Here is a 16170-nt window from a genome sequence, read left to right on the forward strand (position 1 = left end):
AAATGTATGGCACTTGCCCTGACCGCTGCCCAACGCAATATCTGGCTGGATCAGATGACCCAGGGCGACTCGCCGTTATACAACATCGGCGGCCATCTGGAGATCGACGGCGCCCTCGATTACGAACTGTTCCAGCGAGCCGTGGACCTGTTGATTGCAAAACACGACGCCCTGCGCATGGTCCTGCTCGACCAGCGTGACGAGGAGGGCGTGCCGCTGCAGGCCTTCGCCACGAGCATGCCGATGCCGGTCACACCGATTGACCTGCAAGGGCAGGACGATCCGTTTCAGGCTGCCGAATGCTGGATGCAGCGTCAGCTTGAGCGTGCGTTCCGTCTCGATGGCGAACCGCTGTTCCGTATACATTTGCTCAAGCTCGAAGCACAGCGCTTCTACTGCATGATTTACGCCCACCACATTGCACTCGACGGCTGGGGCATCGACGGGCTCTGCGCGTCGCTCAGTGAGCTTTACAACGCGCTGCACGATCAGCACACACCCGATCTGACGGCACCGTCCTATGTCGACTTCATCAAGGACGACAGCCAGTATCGCGGATCGCGACGTTTTGCCCTCGATCAAACCTATTGGCTGGACAAGTACCGCGACATCCCCGAGCCCTTGCTGGTGCCACGCCCGCGTCCGGCTCAGATTCAGAACGAAGCACCAAGCCGCAGCGGCCACCTCAGCTACGGTCTGGCCCGTGACCTGGAACAGCAGATCGACGACCTGGCCCTGAGCCTGAACGCCTCGTCGTTCCATGTTTTGCTGGCCGTGCTGTACGTGTACTTCACCCGCGCCTATCAGCGTGACGAACTGGTTATCGGCTTGCCGATCCTCAATCGCCCCAATGCCAGCTACAAAAAGACCCTCGGGCTCTTTACCCAGCTCAGCTCAGTGCGTCTGAAATTCAGTGTCGACCTGCCGTTCGCCGAGCTGGTCCAGGGCATCTGCCGGGCGGTCAAGCAGGATTACCGCAGCCAGCGCTTTCCGGTCAGCGAACTCAACCGTTTGCTTGAATTACGCCGTGCCGAGCGCACGCAACTGTTCGATCTGACGTTCTCCTATGAGCGCAACAATCACCTGCTGCGCTTCGGCCAGGCAACCGCCCACGCCGTCAAATCTTCGAACAATCACGAACAGACGCCGCTGGCCATCCATTTGCGCACCAACGCTTACGAGGCTGAATCGCGACTGCACTACATCTACAACGAGGCATATTTTCAGCACGACGAAATCGCCCCCCTTGCCGAACGCTTGCAGCACGTCATTGAGCAGGGGCTGGCGAACCCGCACCTGCCTGTGCATGGCTTCTCGCTGACCGGCATGACCGACACTTTCAAGATGCAGACGTGGAATGCCGGTCAGCCACATTTTGCCAATGACCTGACGATTCACCAGCAGTTTGAAGCTCGCGCCGCAGAACGCCCGGACGCCGCTGCACTGGTGTTCGAAGAGCAGACCCTGAGCTACGGCGAGCTCAACGCGCGTGCCAATCAGGTTGCCCATCGTCTTTTGGCCTTGGGGGTACGCCCTGACGATCGCGTGGCCATCTGCGTCGAACGCGGCCCGGCAATGATTATCGGCCTGCTGGGCATCCTCAAATCCGGCGCCGGTTACGTGCCTCTGGACCCGGCTTACCCGCTTGAGCGTCTGGCCTACACCCTCGGCGACAGTGCGCCGGTAGCATTGTTGAGCCAGCAGTCAGTACAGCCGGCATTGCCGGTGTCGGATGTGCCGCTGATCTATCTCGATGATGTCGACTTGCAGGACGAGCGCGCCTGCAATCCGCAGGTATCGGTCAGGCCCAGCGACCTTGCCTACGTGATCTATACCTCCGGTTCCACCGGCCTGCCCAAGGGCGTGATGGTCGAGCATCGTAATGTTGCACGGCTGTTTTCGGCCACCGAAGAGTGGTTCGGCTTCAATGAACAGGATGTCTGGGCGCTGTTCCATTCGTTTGCCTTCGACTTCTCGGTCTGGGAAATCTGGGGCGCGCTGCTGCACGGCGGGCGCCTGTTGATCGTCCCGCAACTGGTCAGTCGCTCGCCCGAAGACTTCTATAACCTGCTGTGCAGCGCCGGGGTCACGGTGCTCAACCAGACGCCGAGTGCGTTCCGCCAGCTGATTGCGGCCCAGGGCGACAAAGAGCAGGTGCATTCGCTGCGCCAGGTGATTTTCGGCGGTGAAGCGCTGGAAACAGCGATGCTCAAGCCGTGGTACGCCCGTAAAGTCAACGCCTCAACACAACTGGTTAACATGTACGGCATCACCGAAACCACGGTGCATGTGACTTATTACCCGTTGCAGCCCGAAGACGCCCAGCGCGTTGGCGCCAGCCCGATCGGCAAACGCATTCCTGACCTTCAGCTGTACCTTCTGGATGCCTATGGCCATCCGCTGCCACCGGGTGCAGTCGGCGAGTTGTACGTCGGCGGGGCAGGTGTGGCGCGTGGCTACCTCAATCGCGATGAATTGAACACGACGCGCTTTCTCGACGATCCGTTTGCCTCGGCGCCCGGTGCGCGGATGTACCGCTCTGGCGATCTGGGTCGCTGGTTGCCGGACGGCAGCCTGGAATACCTGGGGCGCAACGACGAACAGGTCAAGATTCGCGGTTTCCGTATCGAGCTGGGCGAGATCGAAGCCCGATTGAGTGCCTGCGAAGGCGTGCGTGATGCCGTGGTTGTGGTACGTGAAGACGAACCGGGCGACCGGCGTCTGGTGGCCTATGTCATCGGCACCGCCGGGCAGGAACCGGACGCTACCTGGTTGCGTGAACAGCTGCGTCTATCGCTGGCCGAGCACATGCTGCCGAGCGCTTTTGTCAGCCTGGAGGCTTTCCCGCTGACCGCCAACGGCAAGCTCGACCGCAAGGCACTGCCGGTGCCAACTGCCGAGGCCTTTGCCCGGAGTCAATATGAGGCGCCGGAGGGCCTGGTGGAAACCAGGCTGGCCACATTGTGGGTAGAGCTGCTGGGCGTCGAGCAGGTAGGCCGACATGACCAGTTCTTCGAACTGGGTGGGCATTCGATGCTGGCGGTAAAACTGATCGAGCGCATGCGCGACATCGGTCTGAATGCCGACGTGCGCGTACTGTTCGGCCAGCCGACCCTGGCCTCGTTGGCGGCCGCCAGCGGCAAGACCACAGACGTGCAGGTGCCAGCCAGCAGGATTCCCGCCGATTGCCAGCGTATAACGCCGAACATGCTGCCCCTGGCCCGGCTCACCCAGGCACAAATCGACCGTGTGGTCGCCGCAGTGCCGGGCGGGGTGAGCAACGTGCAGGATATCTATGGGCTGGTGCCGTTGCAGGAGGGCATCCTCTACCACCATCTGTCCAGTGGGGAGGGTGATCCGTACCTGTTGCAGGCGTTGTTGCGGTTCAATGGCTTCGAGCAGTTGCTGGACTTCACGGAGGCCTTGCAGCAAGTCATTGACCGTCACGACATTCTGCGCACGGCGGTAGCCTGGGAAGAGCTCGACGAGCCAGTGCAGGTGGTCTGGCGTCAGGCACGGCTGCGGGTCGAGGCGTTTTTGCCGCACCCGGACCAGGGTGATGTCGCGGCCCAGTTGCAGGCACAGTTCGATCCACGACGGATACGCATGGACCTGCATCAGGCACCGATGATGCGCCTGCATTACGCCGAAGATCCCGTCAACCAAAGCTGGGTGGCGGTGTTGCTGTTCCATCACCTGATCGATGACGCCACCTCGCTGGCCCTGCTGGGCGCAGAGATCGAGGCGTTCAGACAAGGACGCGGCAACCGTCTGCCAGCGTCGGTACCGTATCGCAATCATGTGGCTCAGGCGCGATTGAGCATGAGCCGCGAGGAGCACGAAGCGTTTTTCCGCGACATGCTCGCCGATGTTGACGAGCCGACCCTGCCGTTCGGCCTGCAAGACGTGCAAGGCGACGGCAGCGGAGTGGAAGAAGCCCTGTTGCCGGTTGACCCGGAGCTGGCCGGACGCCTGCGCGCCCATGCCCGGCGCCTCGGCGTCAGCAATGCCAGCCTGCATCACCTTGCGTGGGCGCAGGTGGTCGGGCGCCTGTCAGGGCGTCAGGATGTGGTCTTCGGTACCGTGCTGATGGGCCGCCTGCTCAGTGGTCAAGGCGCCGAGCGGGCCTTGGGCATGTTTATCAATACCTTGCCATTGCGCGTCGCTGCCGGAGAGCAGGGCGTTGAGGCCGCTGTGCGCACCACCCACGCACGGTTGGCGGCGTTGGTCAGTCATGAGCATGCACCGTTGTCCCTGGCCCAGGGATGCAGCGGCGTGGCAGCACCGACACCTTTATTCAGTGCGCTGATGAACTACCGCCATGTCGCGGTCGGCGCCCAGACACCTCAACAGGCGGGGCAGACCAGAACCTGGGCCGGTGTCGAGGTACTCGGCGGTGAAGAGCGCACCAACTACCCATTGTCGCTATCAGTGGACGACCTCGGCGATTCCTTCGGCCTGACCGTTCAGGCGGTGGCCGGAATCGATGCCCGGCGCATCTGCGTTTACATGCACACCGTACTGGAGCAACTGGCCGACGCGCTGGACAGCCGACACGATGCTCCCTTGCACAGCCTCGACTGGTTGCCCGCGCACGAGCGTCGTCAATTGCTGGAGGACTTCAACGCGTTCGATCGCGACTACCCGCAAGACCTTCTGCTGCACCAACTGTTCGAGGCCCAGGCGGCTGCGCAACCGGATTCGGTGGCGGTCACCTACGAAGACCAGCGCCTGAGTTACGCCGAGCTCAATCAGTGGGCCAACCAGATTGCCCATCGGTTGATCGCTGCAGGCGTTGGCGCTGATGACCGCGTAGCGATCTGTGTGGAACGCAGTCTGGAAATGATCGCCGGCCTGGTGGGCATTCTCAAGGCCGGCGCAGGCTACGTGCCACTTGACCCTTCCTACCCTGAAGAACGCCTGGCCTATATGCTCGAGGACAGCGCACCGAAAATGCTGCTGACCCAACGTGGTTTGCGCGAGCGCTTTGCGCAGGTCGCCATGCCGGTGCTGCTGCTGGAAGCCGACGCCCGCGCCGAGAACGGTATCGACCGCGCGCCGGTGACCAATCCGCATCCCGCGGGGCTTGGCGCACAGCACCTGGCGTACCTGATCTACACCTCGGGCTCTACCGGTCAGCCCAAAGGCGTGGCCATGCCCCATGCGCCGCTGGTCAACCTGATGCAGTGGCAGATCGCTCAGAGTGTCGAGGACTCGCGCCCCAGGCAGCGCACCTTGCAGTTCGCAGCACTGGGTTTTGATGTGGCCTTTCAGGAAATCTTCAGCACCTTGTGCGCAGGTGGCGAGCTGTCGCTGATCCACGCTGATACCCGACTGAATTTCCGCCGCCTGTTCGAGCATATCTGCGAGCAACGTATCGAACGCCTGTACATGCCGTGCATTGCCCTGCAGGCGTTGGCCGAGGCCGTGGTCACCGAACCCGAACAGCCTGAGTGCCTGTTGCAGGACGTGATCACTGCGGGTGAACAACTGCGAATCACCGAACCGATGCGCCAGTTCTTCGCCCGTCTGAACGACGCTCGCCTGCATAACCACTACGGTCCGACCGAGTCGCATGTGGTCACGGCGCTGACCCTGGATGGCGACCCACAGACCTGGCCAACCTTGCCGAGCATTGGACAGCCGGTGGCCAACACCCGCATCTACCTGCTCGACGAACACATGCGTCCGGTGCCGGTGGGCGTTGCGGGTGAACTGTACATCGGCGGCGCGTGTGTCGCCCGTGGCTACCTGAACCGCAATGACCTGACCGCTGAACGCTTTATCGCTGATCCGTTTGCTGCCAGCGATGCCGGCAACCCACGCACACGTCTGTACAAGACCGGCGACCTGGGTTGCTGGCAGGCGGACGGCAGGATCGTCTACCTGGGCCGTAATGACGACCAGATCAAAATCCGTGGCTTTCGTATCGAGCTGGGGGAAATCGAGGCACGCCTCGGTCAATATCCTGGCTTGCGCGATGCAGCGGTGCTGGCCCGCGAAGACCTTCCCGGTGAAAAGCGCCTGGTGGCGTACTTCAGCGTGCAGGCCGGTCAGGTTGTGCCCGAGGCCGACCCGTTGCGCCTGCATTTACAGGCACTGCTGCCTGATTACATGATCCCGGCAGCCTATGTGCACCTGGAAAAACTGCCGGTGTCGCCCAATGGCAAGCTGGATCGTCGTGCGTTGCCGCAGCCGTCGGCCGATGCCTTCGTCAGTCGCGACTATCAGGCGCCGCTCGGCGACACCGAAACCACGCTGGCTGCGCTCTGGTGCGAAGTGCTGAGTGTGGAGCGGGTCGGTCGGCAGGACCATTTCTTCGAGCTGGGCGGTCATTCGCTGCTGGCGGTGAAGCTGATCGAGCGCATGCGCCAGGTTGGCCTGAGTGCCGACGTTCGCGTCCTGTTCGGCCAGCCCACCCTTGCTGCACTGGCGGCGGCGGTGGGCGGCGGCATCGAGATCGAAGTGCCCGCCAATGGCATTCCCGAGGGCTGCAGGCACATCACCCCGGACATGCTGACCCTCACCGCGCTGGACCAGGCAAGTATCGAGCGCATTGTCGCCGACATTCCCGGTGGCGCGGCGAACGTGCAGGACATCTACCCACTTGCACCGTTGCAGGAAGGCATTCTTTATCACCATATCGCGGCTGAACAGGGCGACCCGTATCTGCTGCAAGCGACCTTCGCCCTGCGCGACCCGGCACACGTACGGCGCTTTGCCGAAGGCTTGCAGGCGATGATCGATCGCCATGACATCCTGCGCACGGCGCTGGTCTGGGAGGGTCTGGAACAACCGCTGCAAGTGGCTCTGCGCCGGGTCGAACTGTCGATGGAGCAGATCACCCTGGCCCAGGACGGCGGCGATATCGTCGCTCAGTTGCAACGCCGTTTTGATCCACGCGAGTACCGCCTCGATCTCAATCAGGCCCCGCTGATTCACCTGGCCTTTGCCGAGGACTCGGAGAACCAGCGCTGGGTGGCAATCCTGCTGTTCCACCACATTGCCCTTGACCACACCGCGCTGGACGTGATGAGCGTAGAAATGCTCGCCCACTTGCAAGGCACCGCAGCACAACTGCCGGCGGCGATGCCTTACCGGAACTACGTGGGTCAGGCTCGTCTGGGCGTGAGTCGCAAGCAACACGAGGCGTTTTTCCGCGAGATGCTCGGTGATGTCGATGAACCGACCCTGCCATTCGGCCTGCTTGAAGTGCAAGGTGACGGGCAGGGTATCAAGGAGGTTCGCCACGCTCTTCCGGCTGATCTGTGTCAGCGTCTGCGTACTCAGGCGCGGCAACTGGGGGTGAGTGCAGCCAGCCTGCATCACCTGGCCTGGGCGCGAGTGCTGGGCAGCGCCAGCGGACGGGAAGACGTGGTCTTCGGCACTGTGTTGCTGGGACGTATGCAAAGCGGCCTGGGTGCTGACCGCGCCCTGGGGATGTTCATCAACACCTTGCCGCTGCGGGTCGATGTCGGTAACTGCGCCGTGCGTCAGGCCGTGCGTCAGACCCACGCCCGATTGACCGCATTGCTCGGCCACGAACATGCGCCGTTGGTGTTGGCTCAACGTTGCAGCGCGGTGGCCGCAGCCTCGCCGCTGTTCAGCGCGCTACTCAACTACCGCCACAGCCCGGCACGCGAAGCCAGCGGTGGCGAGCGTTGGGCGGATACCCAGGTGCTCGGCGTACGCGAAAGGACCAACTACCCGTTGACCCTGTCGGTGGACGATCAGGGCGACGGTTTCCTGTTGAGCGTACAGGTGGCTGCCGGATTCGATGGCCAGCGGATCTGCGGTTATATGCAGACCGCCTTGAGCCATCTGGTCGAGGCCCTTGAATCCGCGCCGGACTCAGCCGTGCGTGACCTGTCGGTGGTGCCGGAAACAGAACGCCGGCAACTGCTGGTGGCGTTCAACGACACCGCGCGGGATTACCCGCAGCAACAGACCGTGCATGGCCTGTTCGAAGCTCAGGTGCGTGCGCACCCAGAAGCTTGCGCGGCGATCCACGACGGCGTTGCCGTGAGCTACGCCGAACTCAACAACAGAGCCAACCGCCTGGCGCGGCATCTGCTGGGGCTCGGTGTGCAGCCGGGTGACAGCGTGGCGATCCTGCTGGAACGCAGCCATGATTTGCTCGCCAGTCAGCTGGCAGTGCTCAAGTGCGCGGCGGTGTACGTGCCGCTGGACGTCAACGCGCCTGTAGAGCGACAGACGTTCATGATCGAGGACAGCCAGGCGCATGTCCTGCTGACCCTCAGCCGGATGTCGCTGACAGCCAGCACTCAGCGTATCGATCTCGACGGCCTGACCCTGGACGGTCTGAAAGACACTGATCTGACATTACCGCAGTCCAGCGAAAGTGTCGCCTACATCATGTACACCTCTGGTTCGACGGGTGTTCCGAAAGGTGTGCTGGTGCCGCATCGGGCCATCAGCCGTTTGGTGATCAACAACGGTTATGCCGATTTCAACGCTCAGGATCGTGTGGCGTTCGCCTCCAATCCGGCCTTTGACGCCAGCACCCTGGACGTCTGGGCGCCACTGCTCAATGGTGGCTGTGTGGTGGTGATCGGGCAGCACGATTTGCTCTCGCCACTGAATTTCCAGCGCCTGCTGCTGGAACAATCGGTAAGCGTACTGTGGATGACCGCCGGATTGTTCCATCAATACGCCACGGGTCTGGGCGAGGCTTTTTCGCGCCTGCGCTACCTGATTGTCGGCGGCGATGTGCTGGACCCGGCAGTGATTGCTCGGGTGCTGGCGAACAATGCGCCGCAACATCTGCTCAACGGTTATGGTCCGACAGAAGCCACGACGTTCTCCGCGACTTACGAAATTACCTCGGTCGACAATGGCTCGATCCCTATAGGCAAACCGGTGGGCAACACTCGCCTGTATGTGCTCGACAGCCAAGGCCAGCCGGCGCCGTTGGGCGTGGCCGGCGAGCTGTATATCGGCGGGCAGGGTGTCGCCAGGGGTTATTTGCACCGGGATGAGCTGACCCTTGAGAAATTTTTAGCTGACCCGTTCGACAGCGACCCACAGGCTCGCTTGTACCGCACCGGCGACCTGGTGCGCTGGCGTGCCGACGGCAATCTGGAGTACCTGGGTCGCAACGACGATCAGGTCAAAATTCGTGGTTTCCGCGTTGAACTGGGTGAAATCGAAGCGCGCCTGGCCGAACACGTCGATGTTCGCGAAGCCGTGGTGCTGTGCCGTCAGGATGTGCCCGGCGACAAGCGTCTGGTGGCTTATGTCACAGCGCAGCAGGCTGAAACTGCGCTGGACATCGAACACCTGCGCAACCATCTGCATGGCTTGTTACCGGACTATATGGTGCCGGCGGCCTACGTGCAGCTCGATGCGCTGCCGCTGACCGCCAACGGCAAGCTCGATCGCAAGGCGCTGCCAGTGCCGGATGCGCAGTCGCTGATCAGCCGGGGCTATGAAGCCCCTCAAGGTGAAGTCGAGACTCTGCTGGCGTCGATCTGGGCCGACGTGCTCCAGGTCGAGCAGGTAGGGCGTCATGATCATTTCTTCGAATTGGGCGGCCACTCGCTGCTCGCGGTGACGCTGATCGAGCGCATGCGTCAGATCGGCCTGAGAGCCGATGTCCGCGTGCTGTTCAGCCAGCCTACTCTGGCGGCGCTGGCAGCGGCGGTCGGCGGCGGAACGGAAGTTGTAGTGCCGGCCAACCTGATTCCCGAACGCTGCGAACACATCACCCCGGACTTGCTGCCGCTGATCAGTCTGACCCAGGCGCAGATCGACCTGGTGGCTGCCAGCGTGCCGGGCGGCATGGCGAACGTGCAGGATATTTATCCACTGGCGCCTTTGCAGGCCGGGATTCTCTATCACCACATCAGTGCCGAAGAGGGTGACCCCTACACCTTGAAAGCGTTGTTCGGGTTATGTGACCGGGCGCGACTGGACGATTTCAGCGGCGCTCTGCAAGGCGTGATCAATCGCCACGATATCCTGCGCACCGCCGTGCTGTGGGAAGGTCTCGACGAACCGGTGCAGGTGGTGCTGCGCAGGGCCGAACTGCAAGTCACCGAGCTGTTCCTCGACCCGGCGGACGGCCCGGTCGATGAGCAATTGCACCAGCGCTTCGATCCTCGGCATTACCGCCTCGATGTGCGTCAGGCGCCACTGATGCAAATTGTCTTCAGCCACGACCCGCTCAACGACCGCTGGCTGGCAATGCTGCTGTTTCACCACATGGTCAACGACGCCACCTCGCTGCAGGTGGTGCTGCATGAAGTTCAAGCGCACCTGCTTGGCCAGAGCGCAGTCTTGGGCGAGCCAGTGCCGTATCGCAATTATGTTGCCCAGGCCCGCTTGGGTGTCAGCGATGCCCGACACGAAGCGTTTTTCCGCGACATGCTCGGCGATATCGACGAACCGACGCTGCCATTCGGGTTACAGGATGTTCAGGACGGCGGCCGCGACATCGAAGAGGCCTGTGTGACCCTGACCACAGAACTGAACCAGCGTCTGCGGGCTCAGGCCAGGCAGGCGAGCGTCAGCGCCGCGAGCCTGATGCACCTGGCCTGGGCGCGGGTGCTGGGCAGTGTCTCAGCCCGCGAGCAGGTGGTGTTCGGTACGGTATTGCTGGGCCGTATGCAGGCCGGTGATGGCGCCGACCGCGCCCTGGGCATGTTTATCAACACCTTGCCGCTGCGCGTCGATGTCGGCGCCGCAACGGTGGTCGAGGGATTAAAAGCAACTCACGAGCAACTGACCGCCTTGCTGGGCCATGAGCATGCGCCGCTGGTGCTTGCCCAACGCTGCAGCGGTGTCGCTGCACCGGCACCCCTGTTCAGCGCGCTGCTCAACTATCGGCACATGGCGCAGACCAGGATGACGGCGCAGTACGAAGCCGCCTGGCAAGGGATCGAGACCTTCAACGCCAAGGACAACACTAATTACCCGCTGACCCTGAATGTCGACGATACAGGCGATGGCTTCCGGTTGTCGGTGCTGATCACTGCCGATATCGGTGCGCAGCGGCTGTGCGATTACATGCAGGCGGCGATTGAGCAACTCGTTCAGGCTCTGGAGCAAACGCCTGCGGCGCCGCTGAACAGCCTGACCATCCTGCCAGCGGCGGAGCGTCAGAAGGTACTGGTCGACTTCAACGCCACGGCTACCGATTCACCACGGCAGATGACCGTGCACGCGCTATTCGAGGCTCAGGCTGAGCGCACGCCTGAGGCCACGGCAGTAGCGCATGATGCGACGACTCTGAGTTACCACGAGCTGAACCTTCAGGCCAACCGTCTGGCGGCAAAACTGCTGGAGCTGGGCGTGCAGCCGGGGCACAGCGTCGCGCTGCTGTTGCCACGCTCCATCGACCTGGTGCTCAGCCAGCTTGCTGTGCTCAAGTGTGCGGCTATCTACGTACCGCTGGACATCAATGCCCCGCAGGAACGTCAGACCTTCATGGTGCAAGACAGCCAGGCGGTGCTGGTGCTGACCTACAGCACTGAAACCCTGGATCCGGGCACGCAGCGTCTGGACCTGGACACCCGGCCAGCGAGCACGGTGCCGGCAGACAGCCCGAATCCAGTGGCCTGCGCCGATTCTGTGGCCTACATCATGTATACCTCCGGCTCGACCGGCACGCCCAAGGGGGTGCTGGTACCGCACCGTGCCATCTGCCGTCTGGTAATCGACAACGGCTACGCGGACTTCAATGGGCAGGATCGCGTGGCGTTCGCCTCCAATCCGGCCTTCGACGCCAGCACACTGGATGTCTGGGCACCGCTGCTCAACGGCGGCTGCGTGATCGTGGTCGAGCAGTCGGTATTACTCTCGCAGGAGGCATTCCGGGCGCTGTTGCTGGCGCAGTCGGTCAGCGTGCTGTGGCTCACCGCCGGCCTGTTTCATCAATATGCCGACGGCCTGATGGAGGTCTTTGCGGGCTTGCGCTACCTGATTGTGGGCGGCGATGTGCTGGACCCGGCGGTCATCGCCAGAGTCCTGGCACAGGGCGCGCCGCAACATCTGCTCAACGGCTACGGCCCGACCGAAGCCACGACCTTTTCCACGACCTACGAGATCACTGCGGCAGACCACGGTGGCATTCCGATCGGCCGGCCGATTGCCAACAGCCAGGTTTACGTCCTCGATGCCTTGCGTCAACCGGTGGCGGTGGGCGTGCCCGGCGAGCTGTACATAGGCGGGCAGGGCGTGGCCAAGGGCTATTTGAACCGTGATGAATTGAGCGCCACACAGTTCGTCGCCGATCCATTCAGCGGGCATGACGGTGCGCTGATGTACCGCACCGGCGACCTGGGACGCTGGGGGGCCGACGGCAATCTGGAATACCTGGGCCGTAACGACGGTCAGGTGAAAATTCGCGGTTTCCGTATTGAACTGAGTGAAATCGAGGCCGTTCTGGCCACGCACCCTGCGGTACACGAAGCCGTGTTGCTGGCGCGGCAGGACACAGGAGAAAAGCGCCTGGTCGCCTATTTCACCCTGCGTGAGCCACAGCAAACGCTGGAAATCGAAACCCTGCGCAGTCATCTTCAAGCCCGCTTGCCGGACTACATGGTGCCCGCAGCTTATGTGCGCCTCGATGCGCTGCCACTGACAGCCAACGGCAAGCTGGACCGCAAAGTGCTGCCTGTACCCGATGCACAGGCATTGGTCAGCCGTGGCTACGAAGCGCCGCAAGGCGAGGTGGAAAACCTGCTGGCGACCATCTGGGCCGAGGTGCTCAAGGTCGGGCAGGTCGGTCGACATGACCATTTCTTTGAACTGGGCGGGCACTCGCTGCTGGCCGTCAGCCTCATCGAACGCATGCGCCAGGCCGGCTTGAGCGCTGACGTTCGCGTGCTGTTCGGCCAGCCAACCCTGGCAGCGCTGGCTGCAGCGGTGGGTGGCGGAAGTGAAATAACAGTCCCGGAAAATGCCATCCCGGACGATTGCACGCGCATCACTGCGCAGATGCTGCCACTGGCCGATCTCGATCAGGTCGCTATCGACCGTATTGTCGCCAGCGTGCCGGGTGGCGTCAGTAATGTGAAAGACATCTACCCGCTGGCACCGTTGCAGGAGGGAATTCTCTACCACCATCTGGCTGCCGAACAAGGCGACCCGTACGTTCTGCAGACGCTCTTCGAGATCGCTGATCGTCAGCGTTTGAACGCCTTTGTCGACGCCTTGCAAAGTGTGATCGACCGTCACGACATCTTGCGTACCGCAGTGCTGTGGCAAGGTCTGGAAACACCGATGCAGGTCGTCTGGCGGCAGGCTCGCCTGCATCTGGAGCAGATCGAACTCGACCCGGCCGACGGCGCGGTCATCAATCAGTTGCAACAGCGCTTCGACCCTCGCCATTCGCGGCTGGACATGAGCCAGGCACCGCTGCTGCGTGTGGTCTTCGCCGAAGATTCGCCCAACCAGCGCTGGGTGGCAATCCTGCTGTTCCATCACATGGTCCTCGACCATACAGCGATGGAGGTGGTGCTGCATGACATGCAGGCACACTTGCTCGGCCAGGCTGACCAACTCGACGCTGCCATTCCGTATCGCAATTATGTGGCCCAGGCTCGCCTGGGCGTGAGCCGCGAGGCCCATGAAGCGTTCTTCCGCGAACTGCTGGGGGACATAGACGAACCGACGCTGCCGTTCGGCCTGCTGGATGTGCAGGGCGACGGCCGCGATATCGAAGACAGCAGCCTGACACTGGACGCTCCGCTCAATCTGCGCCTGCGTGCCCAGGCCCGCCAGTTGGGAGTAAGTGCCGCGAGCCTGGTGCATCTGGCGTGGGCTCAGGTGTTGAGCAAGGTAGCGGGCAGGCAAACAGTGATATTCGGTACTGTGCTGATGGGCCGCATGCAGAGTGGCGAAGGCGCTGACCGGGCGTTGGGGATGTTCATCAATACCTTGCCGCTGCGCGTCGATCTGGCCGGGCAGGGTGCACGGGACGGGGTGCGGGCGACCCATGCCCGGCTCACTGCATTGCTCGGCCACGAACACGCGCCGTTGGTGCTCGCGCAGCGTTGCAGCGGCGTGGCGGCGCCATTGCCACTGTTCAGTTCGCTGCTCAACTACCGTCACAGTGCCGCGGCAGAGCCCTCAGACGAGTCGATTGAGGCCTGGCGCGGTATCGAGGTGCGCAGTGGCGAGGAACGCACCAACTACCCGCTGACCTTGAACGTCGATGACCTGGGCGATGGTTTCCGGTTATCAGTGCTGGTAACCGGCAAGGTCGGTGCAGGGCGGGTTTGCGGGTATATGCAGACAGCGCTGGAAAACCTGCTCGTTGCGCTGGAACAGTCGCCGGACACTGCCCTCGACAGCCTGCCGATCCTGCCGGCTGCCGAGCGCGAGCAGTTGCTAGTGCGGTTCAACGATACCGAGCTGGATTACCCGCACGAACAGACCATTCATGGCTTGTTCGAAGCACAGGCCGAGCGCACGCCGGAAGCGCTGGCAGTAGTCCACGGCAAACAGCGCCTGACGTATCGCGCGCTCAACGAGCAGGCCAACCGCCTGGCCCATGCGTTAATCAAGCAGGGTGTTCAGCCGGATTCCAGAGTCGGAATCTGTGTTGAACGCGGCGCGGAAATGGTCGTCGGTTTGCTGGCGATTCTCAAGGCGGGCGGCGGTTACGTACCGCTGGATCCGGCGTATCCGGTGGAACGAATTGCTTACATGTTGCAGGACAGCGCTCCGGCAGCCGTGCTGGCTCAAACCGCTACTCAGGGCTTGCTGGCCGACGTTTCGGTACCTGTCATCAATCTTGACCTGAGCGATTGGCAGGACGAATCCGTCCAGAATCCGCGGGTGCCGGGGCTGACTTCGGCGCATCTGGCCTACCTGATCTACACCTCGGGCTCCACCGGCTTGCCGAAGGGCGTGATGATCGAGCACCGCAATACCGTGAACTTCCTGACCTGGGCGCACGCGGCTTTCGACGCTGGTACAAACAACTCGGCGCTGGAAAAAACGCTGTTCTCTACCTCGCTGAACTTCGACCTCGCGGTCTACGAATGCTTCGCGCCGCTGACTTCAGGCGGCAGCATCGAGGTCGTCAGGAACGTTCTGGAACTCCAGCATCTGGATGACGATATCAGGCTGATCAACACTGTGCCGTCGGCGCTGAAGGCGCTGCTGGAGACGGACGGCCTGCCGAAGTCAGTCCACACCGTCAACGTGGCCGGTGAAGCGCTCAAACGCAGTCTGGTCGAAGCGCTGTTCGAGCAAACCGGCGTGCAGCGCCTGTGCAATCTCTATGGCCCATCGGAAACCACTACCTACTCGAGCTGGGTGGCGATGGATCGCGAAGACGGCTTCGCTGCGCACATCGGCAAACCGGTGGGCAACACCCGGTTCTACTTGCTGGACGAACAGCAACAACCTGTTCCACTGGGTGTTGCGGGTGAGATCTATATCGGCGGCGCGGGCGTGGCACGGGGTTACCGGAATCGCGATGACCTGACCGCCGAACGCTTCCTCAAGGACCCCTTCAGCCCGCAGCCAGCAGCACGCATGTACCGCACCGGCGACCTGGGTCGCTACTTGCCGGACGGCAATATCGAATACCTGGGCCGTAACGATGATCAGGTGAAGATCCGTGGCTTCCGTATCGAGCTGGGCGAGATCGACGCCTGTCTGGCCAAGCATCCTGCAGTGCATGACGCGGTAGTCACCGCCCGTGAAGACATCCCCGGCGACAAACGCCTGGTGGCCTATTACACGGCTCAGTCCGCACAAACGGAACCGGCCATCGACAGCCTGCGCGGCTGGCTGCTGGGGCAGTTGCCGGCCTACATGGTCCCGGTGGCTTATGTGCGTCTCGACGCATTGCCCCTCACGCCCAACGGCAAGCTCGACCGCAAGGCGTTACCTGCGCCGGGCGAGGGCGCTTTGATCAGCCGTGGCTATGAAGCTCCGCAAGGCGAGAGAGAAATACTGATCGCCGAGATCTGGCAAGCATTGCTGGGCGTCTCGCAGGTTGGACGACATGATCACTTTTTCGAACTGGGCGGCCACTCGCTGCTCGCGGTGAGCCTGATGGAACGCATGCGCCAGGAAGGCCTGGAAGCCGAAGTCAAGTCGCTCTTCGAGCACCCGACCCTTTTGGAATACGCGGCAACGACGGAAAGAATGGAGATTGTTCTGTGAGCATGATCGAACTGCTGGCAATAC

At 62.4% G+C, this 16170-nt stretch carries 1 protein-coding gene; it reads left to right on the forward strand.

Annotated elements, in window-relative coordinates; genetic code table 11:
• The first annotated feature begins 6 nt into the window (after positions 1–6).
• Positions 7–16146, forward strand: a complete 16140-nt coding sequence (gene sypA / locus AC54XV_RS13845) for a syringopeptin non-ribosomal peptide synthetase SypA (RefSeq protein ID WP_496716927.1) — start codon at positions 7–9, stop codon at positions 16144–16146.
• Positions 16147–16170 lie beyond the last annotated feature (24 nt).

This window comes from Pseudomonas fragariae (ex Marin et al. 2024), assembly GCF_059621105.1.

Bases quoted from the DNA above. Each gene is read 5' to 3' on its own strand.
- sypA (WP_496716927.1), top strand. From the start codon at position 7: ATGGCACTTGCCCTGACCGCTGCCCAACGCAATATCTGGCTGGATCAG.